This is a genomic window from Pseudomonas sp. FW305-96 (assembly GCF_058783825.1).
The window spans coordinates 202252-217471 of the sequence record NZ_JBYSYW010000005.1 but is presented as its reverse complement, the minus strand read 5'-3'; the positions used below and the strand labels follow the sequence as shown (position 1 = coordinate 217471).

Genomic DNA, 15220 nt, shown 5'->3' with positions numbered 1-15220 from the left:
GGGCTTGCCCCGCGAGTCGTTTGGTTGTTCCACTGATGGAACGATCCATGCCATTTCAGCTATCTACCGCAGTATTGGCCTCATCTGTAAGGTGTAACCCATCAACAGGAGGCTTCTCATGAAAAAGATCCAGGGTATCCACCGCAGCCCCAACGCCCACTGGGTGGGCGACGGCTTCCCGGTGCGCAGCCTGTTCACCTACGACCACCTGGCGCGGCATATCAGCCCGTTCCTGCTGCTCGATTATGCCGGGCCGCATGACTTCGCCCCGACCACTGCACGGCGTGGTGTCGGCCAGCACCCGCACCGCGGTTTCGAGACTGTCACCATCGTCTACCAGGGCGAACTGGAGCACCGCGACTCCACTGGCGCGGGCGGTCTGATCGGGCCGGGCGACGTGCAATGGATGACCGCCGCGGGCGGCATCATCCACGAGGAGTTCCATTCCCCGGCATTCGCCCAGCGCGGCGGCACGCTGGAGATGGTGCAGCTGTGGGTCAACCTGCCAGCCAGGGACAAGCGCGCCGCAGCGGGCTACCAGACGCTGTTGGCCAACGACATTCCCGTGGTGACACTGGAAGGCGAGGCGGGCAGCCTGCGGGTGATCGCCGGGCGTTACCTTGACCAGCAGGGGCCGGCGCGCACCTTTACCGAGATGGACGTCTGGGACCTGCGCCTGAAGGCGGGTGCCACGCTGCAACTGCCGGTGGCCGCCGGGCGCAATGCCGCGCTGGTGGTGCTGCGCGGCACGCTGCGGGTCAACGATGAGCGCGAAGCCGGTGCGGCCAGCCTGGTATTGCTGGAGCGCGACGGTGACGGCGTGCGCCTCGAGGCACTGGCGGACGTCAGCGTACTGCTGCTCAGCGGCGAGCCGATCGACGAGCCCATCGTCGGGTATGGCCCGTTCGTGATGAACAGCCAGGCCGAGATCGCCGAATCGTTCGATGATTTCCAGGCCGGGCGGTTTGGGCAGATGGGAGGTACCGAGCGAGGCGTCCGACAATGACAAGGCGTTGACTCCAATCGCCGGCAAGCCGGCTCCCACAGGATCTATGCTGTCCCTGTGGGAGCCGGCTTGCCGGCGATTGCTTTTTCAGACGATCACAGCTGATCCGGCACCACCGCGATCACATCGATCTCCATCAGCCACTCGGCCTGCGCCAACCCCGCCACCACCAACCCGGTGGAAATCGGGAACACGCCCTTGAGCCACTTGCCCACTTCCTTGTACACCGGCTCGCGGAAGCGTGGGTCGGTGATGTAGGTGGTGGTCTTGACGATATGCGACAGGTCCGAGCCTGCCTCTTCAAGCAACTGCTTGACGTTCTTCATCGCCTGTTCGGCCTGCGCCTGCGGGTCGCCCAGGCCGACCAGGCGGCCTTCGAAATCGGTGCCGACCTGCCCGCGCACGTAGATGGTGTTGCCGGCGCGCACCGCCTGGCACAGGTCATTGTCCAGGGTCTGGTTGGGGTAGGTGGCCTTGGTGTTGAACATGCGGATGCGAGTGTGAGTAGGCATCAGTGGGCTCCGAAAGTGCTGATGTTGCTGATCAAGGGTTGCTGCTCATCTGCCGCGCGCTGCTCGCGGTCGCGGTAAGCCAGGTAGGTACGCTGGGTGGCGATGTGACCGGCGACGTGCTTGGCGTCGTGCCACACGCCCCAGATGAACGAAGAGCCACGGCGCGACAGCCAGGGCAGGCCGAGGAAGTACACGCCTGGTTCTTTCGACACGCCACGCTGGTGCTGCGGCTTGCCATTGGCGTCGAAGGCGTCCACCTGCAGCCAGCTGAAGTCCACGCCGTAGCCGGTGGCCCAGATGATGGTGTTGACGTTGGCCTGGGCCAGGTCCAGCTCGCGCAGCGGGTTGCTGACGCAGGCAGGGTCGGGCAGGCGCTTGCGCGCTTCGGGCTCTTGCGGCAGGTCCAGGCCGTTGCGTTCGACATAGGCGTCGGCGGCGTCCAGCAGGGCCAGGTAGTTCTCGTCGCCGCGGTTGATGTTCTCGGCCAGGTTGTCCTGGAAGCGCGCCACGCCGCCCTCGAACGACTGGGTCAGGCCGACCAGGGTCATGCCCTGGTGGGCGAGGGCGCGGAAGTCCACGGTATGGCCGCCACGGGCACCGGACACGGCGATGGTCACGTGCTCGCGGCCGGGCTTGGCGATCTCGGCATCCCACTCGCCGAGCACGCCCAGCCACCAGCAGAAGTCACGGTTGCGGTAGCTGCGTGGCGGGCGGTCGTGGGCGCCCACCGACAGGTACACCTGGCGCCCGGCACGCATCAGCTCCTCGGCGATCTGCACGCCGGAGGAGCCGGCGCCCACCACCAGCACCGCGCCTTCAGGCAGTTGCTCGGGGTTGTAGTAGGCGGCGGAGTGGATCTGGTGCAGGCCGTCGTCCTTTGGCGCGATGGCCGGGATCACCGGGCGCTGGAACGGGCCGGTGGCGGCCACCACGCGGTTGGCGCGGATCACGCCCTGGTTGGTTTCGATGGTAAAGCCCGGGCGGTCGGCGTTGCGTACCACCTGCCTGACCTCGACGCCGGTGCGCACCGGCAGGTTGTACTTGCGCACGTACTGCTCGAAGTAGTCGGCGACCTGGTCCTTGCCGGCGAAGGCGTCGGCGTCGAGGTCGAATTCAAGGCCCGGGAAGCGGTCGTGCCAGGCCGGCCCGTTGGCCACCAGCGAATCCCAGCGGCCCGAGCGCCAGGCCTCGGCGATGCGCTTGCGCTCCAGCACCAGATGCGGCACGCCGAGCTTGCTCAGGTGTTCGCTCATGGCCACGCCGGCCTGGCCGGCGCCGACTACGAGGGTGTCGATTTCGATGTTGTTCAGTGTCATGTCCCAGCCCTTCTTCAGCGGCGTTCTTGTTCAGGTCGGTGGGGACCGCCTTTGCCTGGGGCCAGACTAGGGATGGGGGGACAATCGCGAAAATAGTATTTAGCTGGGGCTTGCCGATAAATTGGCGAAGGGTGGATGGGCACCGCTGCGCGCCGCATCGCCATAGTTTTTTCCTGCCCTGTGCCGAGGAAAATGTTGGTTTCGCCGCTGCCTTGGCCCGCCGAGAATGCCGGTAACTCAACACAGGAGCTGCACCATGACCTTCTCCATCATCGGCCGCTGCCAGGAAACCGGCCAGGTCGGCATCGCCATCAGTTCTTCGAGCATCGCCGTCGGCGCCCGTTGCCCGTGGGTGCGCGCCGGGGTCGGTGCCGTGGCCACGCAGAACATCACCCTGCCGGCCCTCGGCCCGCAGATCCTTGATGCCCTGGAACAAGGCCAGCTGCCGCCTGCCGCGGCGCTGGACCGGGTGCTGAGTGCCAATGGCTGGAGCGAGTACCGACAGGTCACGGTGATCGACAGCCAGGGACAGGTGGCGCTGTTCACCGGCAAGGAGGCGCTGGGCACGCACAATGCGGTGGCCGGTGAGCAATGCGCGGCGGCCGGCAACCTGCTGTCGTCGCAGGCGGTGATCGCGGCCATGGTCACGGCATTCGAGCAGGCCGGCGGCCACCTGGCCGACCGTCTGCTGGCGGCCATGCACGCGGCGATGGCCGCCGGGGGCGAGGCGGGGCCGGTGCACTCGGCGGCGCTGAAGATTGCCGGCGAGCTGACCTGGCCGCTGGTGGACCTGCGAGTGGATTGGACCGAGAATGATCCGATCGCCGAACTGGACACCCTGTGGCAGGCCTATCGCCCGCAGATGCAGGACTATGTGACCCGCGCGCTGAACCCGACCGCCGCGCCCAGCTACGGAGTGCCCGGCGATGAGTGAAGCGAGCAGTCGCGTGCTGCTGGAGCGGCTGGTCGGCTTCGCCACGGTCAGCCGTGATTCCAACCTGGAGCTGATCGCCTTCATTCGCGACTACCTGGCCGGGTTTGGCGTTCACAGCGAACTGTTCCACAACGACGAAGGCACCAAGGCCAACCTGTTCGCCACGATAGGCCCGCTTGACCGGGGCGGCGTGGTGCTGTCCGGGCACACCGATGTGGTGCCGGTCGACGGACAGGCCTGGAGCGTCGAGCCGTTTCGCCTGAGCGAGCGCGACGGGCGCCTGTATGGCCGCGGCACGGCCGACATGAAGGGCTTCATCGCCTCGGTGCTGGCGGCGGTGCCGGCGTTTCTCGCCCAGCCCCTGAAGATGCCGGTGCACCTGGCGTTTTCCTATGACGAGGAAGTCGGCTGCCTGGGCGTGCGTTCGATGTTGGCGGCCGTGGCGCAGCGCCCGCACAAGCCGCGGCTGTGCCTGATTGGCGAGCCCACCGAGCTCAAGCCGGTGCTCGGCCACAAGGGCAAGCTGGCCATGCGCTGCGAGGTGCACGGTGCCGCCTGCCATTCGGCCTATGCCCCCTATGGGGTCAACGCCATCGAGTACGCGGCGCGGTTGATCGGCAAACTGGGCGAGATCGGTGATGAGCTGGCGCATCCCGAGCATCACGACGGGCGTTTCGACCCGCCGTTCTCCACGGTGCAGACCGGGGTGATCAAGGGTGGACGGGCGTTGAACATTGTTCCCGAGGAATGCGAATTCGACTTCGAAGTACGCGCCTTGCCAGGCTTTGAAGCCCAGGCGGTGGCCGACCGCCTGCAAACCTACGCCGAGGCCGAGCTGCTGCCGCGCATGCGTGCGGTGAATGCGGCCAGTGCGATTCGCTTGCGGCCATTGAGCGCCTACCCGGGGCTGGCCACGCCTGCCGCCAGCGAGGCCGCGCAACTGGTGGCGTTGCTCAGTGGCTCGGATGACTTCGGCACGGTGGCGTTCGGCACCGAGGGCGGGTTGTTCGACCAGGCGGGGATTCCCACCGTGGTTTGCGGGCCGGGGAGCATGGAGCAGGGGCACAAGCCCGATGAGTTCGTCAGCGTCGAGCAGTTGCGTGGCTGCGATGCGATGCTGCGGCGCTTGGTCGAGTACCTGACGCAGGCATGATCGATGGCGATGCAAACCCGCCCCGGCAGGGGCGGGGACCCGGTTGACTTAAGCCGGCACCATCGCAAAGCCCACGCCGAAGCGGTTCCAGGCATTGATGGTGGCGATGGCCAGGGTCAGGTTGGCGATTTCCTTGGCGCTGAAGTGCTCGAGCAACGCCTGGTACTCGTCTTGCGGCGCGCCGCGCTCCGGGAGGCGGGTCAGGCTCTCGACCCAGGCCAGGGCGGCACGTTCGCGGGGAGTGAAGTAGCGGGTCTCGCGCCAGACACTCAGGGTCTGCAGGCGCGCCTCGGTTTCACCGGCCTTGCGCGCATCGTTGGCGTGCATGTTGACGCAGTAGGCGCAGCCATTGACCTGCGAGGCGCGCAGGCGGATCAGCTCCAGCAGCGAGTGTTCCAGGCCGGAGGCGACCAGCGCCTGTTCGAGGCCGATCATGGCCTTGTAGGCTTCCGGCGAGTGCTTGGCCCATTCGATACGGTCATGCATGGTGAGACTCCAAAGGTGTTCAGGTGGCAAGTGGCACTACCTTAGCGCCGCGTCGCGCGGTGCCGAATAGCCAATCCCGCGCTTTGCCAGGAGGCCAATCGCGCATTTGGATGGCCACTGACAGGCATCCAATCTCTTCATTTCTGTCGGCGCGTCGCAGCCGGGATAATGGCCGGGTCAATACCGGAGAACCGTTTCATGTCCGCAGATCGCTACATGCGCGAGGCCCTCGAGCTGGCCCGCGCCAATATCCAGGCCGGCGGCCGCCCGTTCGGCGCCGTGCTGGTCTACCAGGGGCAGGTGATCGCCCGCGCCGTCAACGAGATCCACAGCACCCAGGACCCGACCAGCCACGCCGAGATGCAGGCCATCCGCCAGGCCGCCCAGGTGCTCGGCCGGCCGCGCCTGGAGGGCGCCGAGATCTATGCCAGCGGCCACCCGTGCCCGATGTGCCTGGCAGCCATGCACCTGTGTGGCATCGAGCGTGCCTGGTTCGCTTACGACAACGACGAGGGCGAGCCCTATGGGTTGTCCACCGCCGCGGTGTATGCGCAGATGGCCCGCCCGCCGCAGCAGCAGAGCCTGCCCCTGCGCCCTATGAAACCCGTGGGTGAGGGCGGCCTGTACCGTGAATGGCAGCAGGCCAGCCAAGGATGAGGGGCGCGCTGAACCTGTTGCTGGTGGTGCTGCTGGCCCTGAACCTGCGGCCGATCCTCACCAGCATCGGCCCTTTGCTCGAACCCATGCGCCAGGGCACCGGCCTGGGTTACCAGCAGGCGGCGTTGCTGACTGCGTTGCCGGTGCTGTGCATGGGCCTGATCCCGTTGTTGCAACCCTGGCTGCGGCGCTGGCTGAGCGAGCATGGCGGCATGCTCGCAGGGCTTGCGGCCATTGCCCTGGCCTGCCTGTGGCGCCTGCAGCTGGACAGCGCCTGGGCGTTGATCGCCAGCGCCGTGGTCGCCGGCTTGGGCGTTGCCGTGGTACAGGGCATGATGCCGGGGCTGGTCAACCGCTGGTTCCCCAGCCGCCTGGCGGCGAGCATGGGGCTGTATTCGGCGGCGTTGATGAGCGGCGGTGGTTTGGCCGCGGTGCTCGGCCCTGCGATTGCCGCACACTTTGGCCATTGGCAATTCGGCCTGGGCCTCTGGGCGCTGCCGGCGCTGCTGGCAATGGCCGCCTGGGTGCTGCTGCGTCCGCGCCAGCTCACGCCAAGCCTGGCCGCCGGCAGTGGCGGGCACTGGTTCGGCAACCGCAGGGCCTGGCTGCTGGCGTTGTACTTCGGGCTGATCAATGGCGGCTATACCAGCATGGTGGCGTGGCTGCCGGCCTATCACCTGGAGCACGGCGGCACGGCCCAGGGCGGCGGCGAGCTGGTCGGCCTGATGACCATCTTCCAGGTCTGCGGTGCCCTGGGCCTGCCATTGCTGCTGCGGCGCCTGGTCGATCGCCGGCCCGGCCTGTGGCTGGCCTTGCTGATCCAGCTCGGTGGCTTTCTCGGCCTGCTGCTGGCGCCGTCCAGCGCCATGGGCCTGTGGGTGGCGATGATCGGCCTGGGCCTGGGGGCCTGTTTCAGCCTCAGCCTGACGCTGACCCTGGAGCACCTGCGCAGCCCCGGCGAAGCCGGCAGCCTGGCGGCGTTCGTCCAGGGCGTGGGCTTCATCGTCACCGGCATCGTGCCGTACATCACCGGCTGGCTGCGCGATGTCAGCGGCGACTTCCAGGCCTCCTGGACCCTGCTGGCCTGCACCGTGCTGGCGATGTTGCTGGTGACCGCGTGCTTCGCGCCAAAGGACTACGCCCGGGCGATTGCCCGTGGCCGGCAGCCCGCTGAAGCGCTGGTCAACTGAGACGCTGCAGGGTGTCGGCGACCCGGTCCAGCGCCGGGTCGATATCCAGCAGCTCGATGGCGCCGAAGCCCAGCAACAGCCCCGGCCGCACCGGGGCCTCGCTGAAGAACGGCGCCAGGGAATAGAGGCCCACCTCCACCTTGCGCGCCAGGTTGATCAGCAACTCGACATCCACGCCAGGCTTGGCCAGCGCGCTCAGGTGGAAGCCGGCGCTGGTCGGCACCGCGTCGAACCACGGCGCGAGGTCGCCGCCAAGCCGCGCCAGGATGCGCTCGCGGCGGGCGCTGTACACCTCGTGGCAACGGCGGATGTGCTTGTTCAGGTGGCCTTCGGCGAGGAACCGCGCCAGTGCCCATTGCTGCAGGGTCGGGCTGTGCCAGTCGCTCAGGTGCTTGGCCACGCAGGCGGCCTGCAGCACGGCGGGCGGCAGCACCGCGTAGCCCAGGCGCAGCTCGGACAGCAGGGTCTTGGAGAACGTACCGACATACGCCACCAGGCCATGCCGGTCCATGCGTTGCAGGGCCTCGGCGGCAGGCCCCTGGTAGCGGAACTCGCAGTCGTAGTCATCCTCGATGATCAGCGCGCCAAGCGCGGCAGCTCGCGCCAGCAGCGCCTCGCGCCGTGGCACGGCCATGGGCATGCCCAGCGGGAACTGGTGCGAAGGGGTCACGTAGATCAGTCGGGTGCCATCCTCGATCTGCTCCACGCACAATCCCTGGTCGTCCACCGGCACTGACTGCAGGCGTGCGCCCAAGGCCTGGAACAACTGCCGGGCCGGTGGGTAGCCCGGGTCTTCCATGGCCACCTTGCAGCCGGGCTCGACCAGTACCCGGGCAATCAGGTCCAGGGCCTGCTGGGCGCCGTTGCACACCAGCACATCACTGGGCGCGCACTGGATGCCGCGGGTGAAGGCAATGTGATGGGTGATGGCCTCGCGCAGTTCGGGCAGGCCCTGGGCGGAAAACTGCCGCTCGGGGTGCCGCTGGCTGCGGCGCAGGGCGTAGTTCATGCAACTGCGCCACTGATCGTAGGGAAACTGCGACTTGCTCGAGGCGCCGCCGATGAAGTCATAGCGCGAAGGCGCGTCCAGCGCCCGCTGGGCCAGTACCGTGGCGCGCAGGCGCCAGCGTTCGAGGGTGTCGGCGGCGGCCAGCGGAATGTGCTCGTTGTCGCTCTGGCGCAAGGTGCGGCGTGGGGTAATGAAGGTGCCGCGGCCAACCACGCCGCTGAGCAGGTTGTCGTAGGTCAGGCGTGAATAGGCTTCGGCCACGGTCTTGCGCGAGACCCCCAGCTGTTCGGCCAGCAGGCGGGTGGGCGGCAGTTGCGTGCCGGCGGCGAGGTGGCCGCTGTCGATGCCGGCGCGCAGTTGCCGGTAGAGCTGCTCGGCAAGGCCTTTGCGGCCTTCGAGGCGGATGTGCAGTTCCATCGTGGGAAGGGTCCGAAGCGCAGGGATGTAGAAGCTTCGGGGTTTATCGGCAAAGCCGCAAGGGCCGCAGGGGCGAGCCAGACCCGCGCCTGCAGGCCGCGGGTGTTCACAGGCGGGCGGTGCTGATGGTGATGTAGCCTTTTTCGGGCAGCGCGATGCGGATCACCGTTTGGTCGTCGCAGGCCTTGCGTTTCTGCCTGATGCATACGCCATCCACCGTGGCCTCGCGCATGCGGGCGGGGATGGCGCGGCCCTTGGCGTCGAAAAAGGCCTCGCTGGCGAGCAGCTCGACGCGCTCGATCAGTTGGCGGGTGTGCTCGTCGGTGGCGCAGAAGAAGCGCACGCCCGACAGGTTCGGGTTGTCGTCGGGGTTGCTGACTTCATGGGCCAGCAACTGGCGCAGGGTATGGCGCAGTTCGCGGGTGGGGCGGTCGTGTGTGGGCATGGCATGGCCTCGTCTGGATGGGGTTGGCCGCGTCGGGGCGACCGTAACGTCTCCAGGTCGGATGATGTTTTGCCAAGGGTGTGGCAACAATCAAGAAGCGTCCTTGCTTTTGGTAGGAGGGTTCCGAAAATATAGGCAGGAGGTTGAACATCGCCTTGATCCGCGTCAGCTCCAGCGCCTGTTGCCGAGTCCGTTCATGCCCCGTCAGAAGGCTTGGGATCGAGCGCCGCCTCGACGATCTCGACCCAGTGCCGCACCGGTGTTCGCCCAGCGCTTCCAAGGTGCACCTGGCAACCGATGTTGGCAGTGGCAATGATCTGTGGGCTGCCGCTCTCCAGGGCATGCAGGCGATCATCGCGCAATTGCCGCGCCAGCGTCGGCTGGGTCAGTGAATAGGTGCCGGCCGAGCCGCAGCACAGGTGGCCATCGGGCACCGGGGTGAGGTGAAAGCCCAGGCGCGTCAGCAGGCTTTCCACCGCGCCGCCGAGCTTGAGCGCGTGCTGCAAGGTACACGGGCAGTGAAAGGCCAGGCGTTGCTCGGCGCACACCCCCAGTTGCTCCAGTGGCTCGGCCTGCAGCACCTGCACCAGGTCACGGGACAGCGCGCTGACCTTGGCGGCCTTGTCGGCATAGCGTGGGTCGCCTTCGAGCAAGTGACCATAGTCGCGCACGAATGCGCCGCAGCCGCTGGCGGTCTGCACGATGGCCTCGGCGCCGGCCTCGATGGCCGGCCACCAGGCGTCGATGTTGCGTCGGGCACGCTCCAGGCCGCGTGCCTGGGCATCCAGGTGATAGTCCACGGCCCCGCAGCAAGCGGCCTCGGCTATCGGTTCGACACTGATACCGAGGCGGTCGAGCAGGCGTGCGGTGGCAGCGTTGGTATTGGGTGAGAGCGCTTGCTGCACGCAACCCTCAAGCAGCAATACGCGGCGGGCGTGCCCCGTTGGCGGGCGCTGGCCGGCGGCGGCGATCCGTGGCGGCAGCTTGGCCTTGAGGTTGGCAGGGAGCAGGGGGCGCAGGGCTAGGCCGGTGTGGAGCAAGGCCTTGAACAGCGCCGGCCGCGGCACTGCCGCACGCAAGCCGCCGCGCAGCAGGCGCTGGCCCAGTGGTCGCGGCACCTGACGGTCGACCACCGCACGGCCGATATCCAGCAGGTTGTGGTACTGCACCCCTGACGGGCAGCTCGTCTCGCAATTGCGACAGCTCAGGCAACGGTCCAGGTGCGTCTGGGTGCTGGCGCTGACCGGTTCGCCTTCGAGCACCTGCTTGATCAGGTAGATGCGCCCGCGTGGGCCGTCCAGCTCGTCGCCGAGCAACTGGTAGGTGGGGCAGGTGGCGGTGCAGAAGCCGCAGTGCACGCAAGAGCGCAGGATGCGCTCGGCCTCGTCGGCGCGGGCCAGGTGGCGGGCGGAGTCACTCAGTCGGGTTTGCATGCCGTGGCCTCACAAGTGTGCATACAGGCGGCCAGGGTTGAAGATGCCCTGGGGGTCGAGTTGGCGCTTCAGCGCCTGGTGGTAGCGCAGCGTCATCGGGTCCAGAGGCGCGCTGCTGTCGTCGCCGGGCGCGTAGACGGTGGCATGGCCGCCGACCTCGGCCAGCAGGGCACGCAGGGTGGCCGCCGGCGCCTCGGACTTGAGCCAGCGCTGGGCGCCACCCCAGTCGATCAGCTGCTGCCCGGGCAGATCTAGCACGCCGCAGGTGATGGGCAGGGACAGCCGCCACAACGCGGCCGGCGCGGTGAAGAACGCCAGGCGTTGCTCGCGCAGGTCGCCCCAGTACTGCGGGTCGAGTATCTCGCCGCCCAGGCGCTCGCGTGCCGAGCGCACCGAGCCTTCGCCGCCCTCCAGGCGCAGGTGCAGCGCCTCGCCGTCGTGGCTGGCGGCGCTGATCGGCAATGGCTGCTGGCCCCATTCGGCCAACCTGGTCAGCGCCTGGCGGGCATCCATTTCCAGGCGCAGGCCCAGGCACTGGCGCGGCCTGGGCAGCACCTTCAACGAAACCTCGGTAAGCAGCCCCAGGCAACCGAAGCTGCCCGCCATCAGCCGCGATACGTCGTAGCCGGTGACATTCTTCATCACCTCGCCGCCAAAGCGCAGGTGCTTGCCGTGGCCGGTGATCAGCCGGGTGCCCAGCACATAGTCGCGCACCGCGCCTGCCCAGGGCCGGCGCGGCCCCGAAAGCCCGGCGGCGACCATGCCGCCCAGCGTCGCCTCGGGCCCCAGGTGCGGCGGCTCGCAAGGCAGCATCTGCCCGGCCTCGCGGAGCGTCGCCTCGATCTCGCGCAGCGGCGTGCCGGCGCGGGCGGTGAGCACCAGTTCGGTAGGGTCATAGCTGACGATACCGCTGTGCCCACGGGTATCGACCAGCTCGCCGGTGACCGGGCGGCCAAGCATGGCCTTGCTGTTGCCGCCCTGGATGCGCAGCGCGGTACCCTGGCGCAACGCCTGGTTGACCTGCTCCAGCAACTGCTGGCTGAGATCCGTGCCCATCAGAAGCGCTCCAGGTCGGGGAAGGGCAACTGCCCATGGTGCACATGCAGCGCGCCGAACTCGGCGCAGCGCTGCAGGGTGGGGATGTTCTTGCCCGGGTTGAGCAGGCCCCGTGGGTCGAAGGCGGCCTTGACCGCGTGGAACAGGGTGATCTCGTCGCTGTTGAACTGGGCGCACATCTGGTTGATCTTCTCCCGGCCCACGCCGTGCTCGCCGGTGATGCTGCCGCCCACTGCCACGCACAACTCGAGGATCCGGCCACCGAGGGCTTCGGCGCGTTCCAGCTCGTTGGGCAGGTTGGCGTCGAACAGGATCAGCGGGTGCATGTTGCCGTCGCCGGCATGGAACACGTTGGCGACCCGCAGGCCGTATGTCTCGGACAGTTGGCTGATGCCAGCGAGCACGCGCGGCAGCTCGCGCCGCGGGATGGTACCGTCCATGCAGTAGTAGTCCGGCGAAATGCGCCCCACCGCCGGGAAGGCGTTCTTGCGCCCGGCCCAGAAGCGCACGCGCTCGGCTTCGTCGCAGGCCAGGCGCACCTCGCGGGCACCGGCCTGGCGCAGCACGGCATCGACGTGAACGCAGTCGTCCTGCACATCGGCCTCGACCCCGTCCAGCTCGCACAGCAGGATCGCCGCCGCGTCTACCGGGTAGCCGGCGTGGATGAAGGCCTCGGCGGCGCGGATCGCCAGGTTGTCCATCATCTCAAGGCCTGCCGGGATGATCCCGGCGGCGATGATATCGGCCACCGCGCGCCCGGCGTCCTCGACGCTGGCGAAGCTGGCCAGCAGCACCCGCGCTACCTGTGGCCTGGGCAGCAGCTTGACGGTGACCTCGGTGACGATGCCGAGCATACCTTCGGAGCCGGTGAACAGCGCCAGCAGGTCGAAGCCGGGGCTGTCCAGGGCGTCGCTGCCGAGGGTCAGGCGCTCGCCCTCGACGGTGAGGATCTCCACCTTGAGCAGGTTGTGCACGGTCAGACCGTACTTCAGGCAGTGCACGCCGCCGGCATTCTCGGCGACATTGCCGCCGATCGAGCAGGCGATCTGCGAGGAAGGGTCCGGCGCGTAGTACAAACCGTGGGGCGCCGCCGCCTGGGAAATCGCCAGGTTGCGCACGCCAGGCTGGACCCTGGCGAAGCGGCCCTGCGGGTTGACTTCGAGGATGCGGTTGAACCGTGCCATCACCAGCAGGATGCCCTGGCTCAGCGGCAACGCGCCGCCCGACAGACCGGTGCCGGCGCCCCGTGCTACCACCGGCACTCCGCGCTGGTGGCAGAGCCGCAGCAGCGCCTGCACCTGCTCCAGCCGCTCGGGCAGTGCCACCAGCAGGGGCAGCGTGCGGTAGGCCGAGAGGCCGTCGCACTCATAGGGCTTGAGGTCTTCGCTGCGGTGCAGGATGTCCAGGTCGGGCAGGGCCTCGCGCAGGGCGGCCAGCAGCGCCGGCTTGTCCACGCTTGGCAATGGGCCGTCGACACGTTCGTCGTAGAGGATGTTCATCGGCGCTCCTGCGCAGTGGCCTATTGCGCCAGTTGCCTGATCATTGCCACCGTCAGGTACAGGCGCGGCGCCACGCTGGCGATCTCCATGTACTCGTCGTCGCCATGCAGGCCGGCGCCGACCACCCCCAGGGTTTCCAGCACGGCCGGCTTGTCGCTGTCGGGCACGTAGGCGTAGCCGGCGTCGGTACCAAAGCGCATGGCGATGGGCTGCAGTTGCCGGTCGATCTTGCTGTAGAGCTGCCGCGCAGTTTGTGCAAGCTGCGTGGAGGCGTCGTTCTTCGCCAGAGGCGGACGGCCTTTTTCCATGACCAGCTCGACCTGGGTATCGGCGACCAACTGCTTCTTGATGATCCGCAAGGCATTCTCCTGCACCCGCTCGGTCTCGCTCAGGTCGGAATAACGCATGTCGGCCTCGGCGCTGGCCAGGGCAGGGATGATGTTGGCCTTTTCCCCGGCCTTGGCCAGGGTCCAGTTGACGGTGGTGCCCTTGTCCTTGTCGCCGAGAGCGTTCAATTGCAGCAACTGGTGCGCCAGTTCGATCAGCGCGTTGCGCCCGGCCTCGGGCGCGGAGCCGGCGTGGGAGGCACGGCCGTTCACCGTGAGTTTCAGGCGGTTGATGCCGTTGGTGGCGACGGTCACCGCGTCCTTGTCCGGTGGCTCGTAGGAAAAGACGAAGTCGTGCTGGCGTGCCAGCTCGGCGATTAGCTGCCTGGAGCCTGCCGAGCCCATTTCCTCGTCCGGGTTGAACAGCACGGTGAGGGTGCGATAGCCCTTGTACTGCTGGTCCTGCAGCAGCTTCAGCGCATGCAGGATCATCGCCACGCCGCCCTTGGCATCGGCCACGCCAGGGCCATAGGCGCGTTCGCCTTCGATACGGAACGGGCGCTTGGCCACGGTACCGGGACCGAACACCGTGTCGTAGTGGACCATCAGCAGGAAGTCCTTGTCGCCGGTGCCCTTGAATGTGCCGACGATGTTGTCGCCCACCGACGGCGTGGCCGGCTGGGTGGTGACCTTGGCGCCCAGGGCCTCAAGGCGTTTCACCAGCTCGGCGCCGACCTGTTTCAGGCCCGCCTCGGTACCGGTGCCGGTGTCCACCGAAACCAGGGACTTGAGGGTTTCCAGGTAATGGGGCTGTTCGGCCTGGGCCTGGCTGTACAGCTCCTGGGGCGTGGGCTCGGCGGCCTGGGCGGTGGCGCAGGCGAGGGCTAGGGCCAGAGTGCAAAGTCGCAGATGCATGGGCAGGGTCTCGTTGTCATGAACCCTTCAGCGTAGACCCTACCCGATGAATGGCCGCCCGAGCCGTCGTGTCTACAGGCCGTAACGATGCGCCAGACGCTGGTTTGACAACTGCCCGGCCAGGCCCAGGCGGGCACCTTCAAAGGCTTCGTAGCGCTCGAACTCATGCAGTGACGGGATCGAGATCAACCGCTGCGCATCGAAGTCCTGCAACGCCGCCTCGACCAGGTCCTGCGCCGTCATCACGATAGCCGGGTCGAGGTTTTCCACCGGCAGCCCGCCGATGGCCCAGAAGTCCGTGGCGGTGGCGCCGGGCAGCACGGCCTGGACCTGCACGCCGCTGCCGGCCAGTTCCTTGTGCAGCGACTGGCTGAAGGCGGTGACATAGGCCTTGCTCGCGCCATACACGCCATTCAGCAGTTCGGGCGCCAGGCTCACCACCGACGAGATGTTGATCACCGCGCCGCGCCCGCGGCCGACGAAACCGGGTACCGCCGCGTAGGTCAGGCGGGTGAGGGCAGTGACGTTGAGGGCGATCATCCGGCTCATCTGCTCCACGTCGCTGTCCAGCAGCGAAGTGTGGGTGCCGACCCCTGCATTGTTGACCAGCAGGTCGATGCTGGCGTCCTCGCGCAGGCGCGCTTCGATGGATGCCAGGTCCCGGGCATCGGCCAGGTCCGCCGGCAGTACCTCGACGCTGCGGCCGGTCAGGGTGGTGAGGCGCTCAGCCTGCGCGTTGAGGCGTTCGCGGTTGCGCGCCACCAGGATCAGGTCGTGGCCACGGCGGGCCAGTTGTTCGGCGTACACAGCACCGATGCCGGTGGATGCGCCAGTGATGAGTGCGGTGCCTTTCGAGCTCATGGTTG

Annotated in this window: 15 protein-coding genes; 5 read left to right on the top strand and 10 right to left on the bottom strand. The window is 67.8% G+C overall.

What is annotated here, in order from left to right:
• Positions 1 to 118: 118 nt before the first annotated feature.
• A complete protein-coding gene (locus AC3WL2_RS06120; RefSeq protein ID WP_102684948.1) occupies positions 119 to 1006 on the top strand; it encodes a pirin family protein in 888 nt (295 codons plus the stop codon).
• A gap of 95 nt (positions 1007 to 1101) precedes the next feature.
• Here AC3WL2_RS06120 and AC3WL2_RS06115 read toward each other — a convergent pair whose 3' ends face one another.
• Both AC3WL2_RS06115 and AC3WL2_RS06110 read right to left on the bottom strand, forming a co-directional pair.
• A complete protein-coding gene (locus AC3WL2_RS06115; RefSeq protein WP_023632135.1) occupies positions 1102 to 1518 on the bottom strand; it encodes a RidA family protein in 417 nt (138 codons plus the stop codon).
• The gene (locus tag AC3WL2_RS06110) at positions 1518 to 2834 is read right to left on the bottom strand and encodes a flavin-containing monooxygenase (protein ID WP_102684947.1); all 1317 of its coding nucleotides are present in this window, start codon (positions 2832 to 2834) and stop codon (positions 1518 to 1520) included. Before AC3WL2_RS06110 ends, AC3WL2_RS06115 begins: the two co-directional genes overlap by 1 nt.
• A gap of 256 nt (positions 2835 to 3090) precedes the next feature.
• Between AC3WL2_RS06110 and AC3WL2_RS06105 the strand changes: the two genes are divergently transcribed.
• Together AC3WL2_RS06105 and argE are read left to right on the top strand one after the other, a co-directional pair.
• The gene (locus AC3WL2_RS06105) at positions 3091 to 3768 is read left to right on the top strand and encodes a DUF1028 domain-containing protein (protein WP_102684946.1); all 678 of its coding nucleotides are present in this window, start codon (positions 3091 to 3093) and stop codon (positions 3766 to 3768) included.
• Positions 3761 to 4921: an acetylornithine deacetylase gene (gene argE, locus AC3WL2_RS06100; RefSeq protein ID WP_102684945.1), complete on the top strand. Its 1161-nt coding sequence runs from the start codon at positions 3761 to 3763 to the stop codon at positions 4919 to 4921. The genes AC3WL2_RS06105 and argE overlap by 8 nt, the downstream gene beginning before the upstream one ends.
• Before the next feature lie 48 nt (positions 4922 to 4969).
• Here the strand turns inward: argE and AC3WL2_RS06095 are convergent, their stop codons facing one another.
• Positions 4970 to 5407 (bottom strand): carboxymuconolactone decarboxylase family protein, encoded by a 438-nt coding sequence (locus AC3WL2_RS06095; RefSeq protein WP_038705936.1) that lies wholly within the window; start codon positions 5405 to 5407, stop codon positions 4970 to 4972.
• Positions 5408 to 5605: 198 nt separating this feature from the next.
• On the opposite strand from AC3WL2_RS06095, the gene AC3WL2_RS06090 reads away from it, so the two are divergent.
• Positions 5606 to 6064, top strand: a complete 459-nt coding sequence (locus AC3WL2_RS06090) for a nucleoside deaminase (protein WP_102684944.1) — start codon at positions 5606 to 5608, stop codon at positions 6062 to 6064.
• Complete coding sequence (locus AC3WL2_RS06085) at positions 6061 to 7254, top strand: cyanate transporter (RefSeq protein ID WP_102684943.1); 1194 nt, start codon at positions 6061 to 6063, stop codon at positions 7252 to 7254. The genes AC3WL2_RS06090 and AC3WL2_RS06085 overlap by 4 nt, the downstream gene beginning before the upstream one ends.
• On the opposite strand, the gene pdxR is transcribed toward AC3WL2_RS06085, so the two are convergent.
• The 7 genes from pdxR to AC3WL2_RS06050 form a co-directional block, all read right to left on the bottom strand.
• Entirely contained in the window at positions 7247 to 8680 is a 1434-nt protein-coding gene (pdxR, locus tag AC3WL2_RS06080; protein WP_102684942.1) for a MocR-like pyridoxine biosynthesis transcription factor PdxR, read from the bottom strand. The genes AC3WL2_RS06085 and pdxR overlap by 8 nt on opposite strands.
• A gap of 106 nt (positions 8681 to 8786) precedes the next feature.
• Complete coding sequence (locus AC3WL2_RS06075) at positions 8787 to 9125, bottom strand: hypothetical protein (protein ID WP_102684941.1); 339 nt, start codon at positions 9123 to 9125, stop codon at positions 8787 to 8789.
• A gap of 194 nt (positions 9126 to 9319) precedes the next feature.
• Positions 9320 to 10558: a glycolate oxidase subunit GlcF gene (gene glcF / locus AC3WL2_RS06070; RefSeq protein ID WP_102684940.1), complete on the bottom strand. Its 1239-nt coding sequence runs from the start codon at positions 10556 to 10558 to the stop codon at positions 9320 to 9322.
• A gap of 9 nt (positions 10559 to 10567) precedes the next feature.
• Complete coding sequence (gene glcE / locus AC3WL2_RS06065; RefSeq protein ID WP_102684939.1) at positions 10568 to 11614, bottom strand: glycolate oxidase subunit GlcE; 1047 nt, start codon at positions 11612 to 11614, stop codon at positions 10568 to 10570.
• On the bottom strand, positions 11614 to 13113 hold the full coding sequence (gene glcD, locus AC3WL2_RS06060) for a glycolate oxidase subunit GlcD (RefSeq protein WP_102684938.1): 1500 nt from the start codon (positions 13111 to 13113) through the stop codon (positions 11614 to 11616). Before glcD ends, glcE begins: the two co-directional genes overlap by 1 nt.
• A 20-nt stretch (positions 13114 to 13133) precedes the next feature.
• On the bottom strand, positions 13134 to 14354 hold the full coding sequence (locus AC3WL2_RS06055; protein ID WP_102684937.1) for a M20/M25/M40 family metallo-hydrolase: 1221 nt from the start codon (positions 14352 to 14354) through the stop codon (positions 13134 to 13136).
• A gap of 72 nt (positions 14355 to 14426) precedes the next feature.
• Positions 14427 to 15215: an SDR family NAD(P)-dependent oxidoreductase gene (locus tag AC3WL2_RS06050; protein WP_102684936.1), complete on the bottom strand. Its 789-nt coding sequence runs from the start codon at positions 15213 to 15215 to the stop codon at positions 14427 to 14429.
• Positions 15216 to 15220: the final 5 nt, after the last annotated feature.

Excerpts from the sequence above, each read along its gene's own strand:
- AC3WL2_RS06120 (WP_102684948.1), top strand. The coding sequence starts at position 119 with ATGAAAAAGATCCAGGGTATCCACCGCAGCCCCAACGCCCACTGGGTG.
- AC3WL2_RS06115 (WP_023632135.1), bottom strand. The coding sequence starts at position 1,518 with ATGCCTACTCACACTCGCATCCGCATGTTCAACACCAAGGCCACCTAC.
- AC3WL2_RS06110 (WP_102684947.1), bottom strand. The coding sequence starts at position 2,834 with ATGACACTGAACAACATCGAAATCGACACCCTCGTAGTCGGCGCCGGC.
- AC3WL2_RS06105 (WP_102684946.1), top strand. The coding sequence starts at position 3,091 with ATGACCTTCTCCATCATCGGCCGCTGCCAGGAAACCGGCCAGGTCGGC.
- argE (WP_102684945.1), top strand. The coding sequence starts at position 3,761 with ATGAGTGAAGCGAGCAGTCGCGTGCTGCTGGAGCGGCTGGTCGGCTTC.
- AC3WL2_RS06095 (WP_038705936.1), bottom strand. The coding sequence starts at position 5,407 with ATGCATGACCGTATCGAATGGGCCAAGCACTCGCCGGAAGCCTACAAG.
- AC3WL2_RS06090 (WP_102684944.1), top strand. The coding sequence starts at position 5,606 with ATGTCCGCAGATCGCTACATGCGCGAGGCCCTCGAGCTGGCCCGCGCC.
- AC3WL2_RS06085 (WP_102684943.1), top strand. The coding sequence starts at position 6,061 with ATGAGGGGCGCGCTGAACCTGTTGCTGGTGGTGCTGCTGGCCCTGAAC.
- pdxR (WP_102684942.1), bottom strand. The coding sequence starts at position 8,680 with ATGGAACTGCACATCCGCCTCGAAGGCCGCAAAGGCCTTGCCGAGCAG.
- AC3WL2_RS06075 (WP_102684941.1), bottom strand. The coding sequence starts at position 9,125 with ATGCCCACACACGACCGCCCCACCCGCGAACTGCGCCATACCCTGCGC.
- glcF (WP_102684940.1), bottom strand. The coding sequence starts at position 10,558 with ATGCAAACCCGACTGAGTGACTCCGCCCGCCACCTGGCCCGCGCCGAC.
- glcE (WP_102684939.1), bottom strand. The coding sequence starts at position 11,614 with ATGGGCACGGATCTCAGCCAGCAGTTGCTGGAGCAGGTCAACCAGGCG.
- glcD (WP_102684938.1), bottom strand. The coding sequence starts at position 13,113 with ATGAACATCCTCTACGACGAACGTGTCGACGGCCCATTGCCAAGCGTG.
- AC3WL2_RS06055 (WP_102684937.1), bottom strand. The coding sequence starts at position 14,354 with ATGCATCTGCGACTTTGCACTCTGGCCCTAGCCCTCGCCTGCGCCACC.
- AC3WL2_RS06050 (WP_102684936.1), bottom strand. The coding sequence starts at position 15,215 with ATGAGCTCGAAAGGCACCGCACTCATCACTGGCGCATCCACCGGCATC.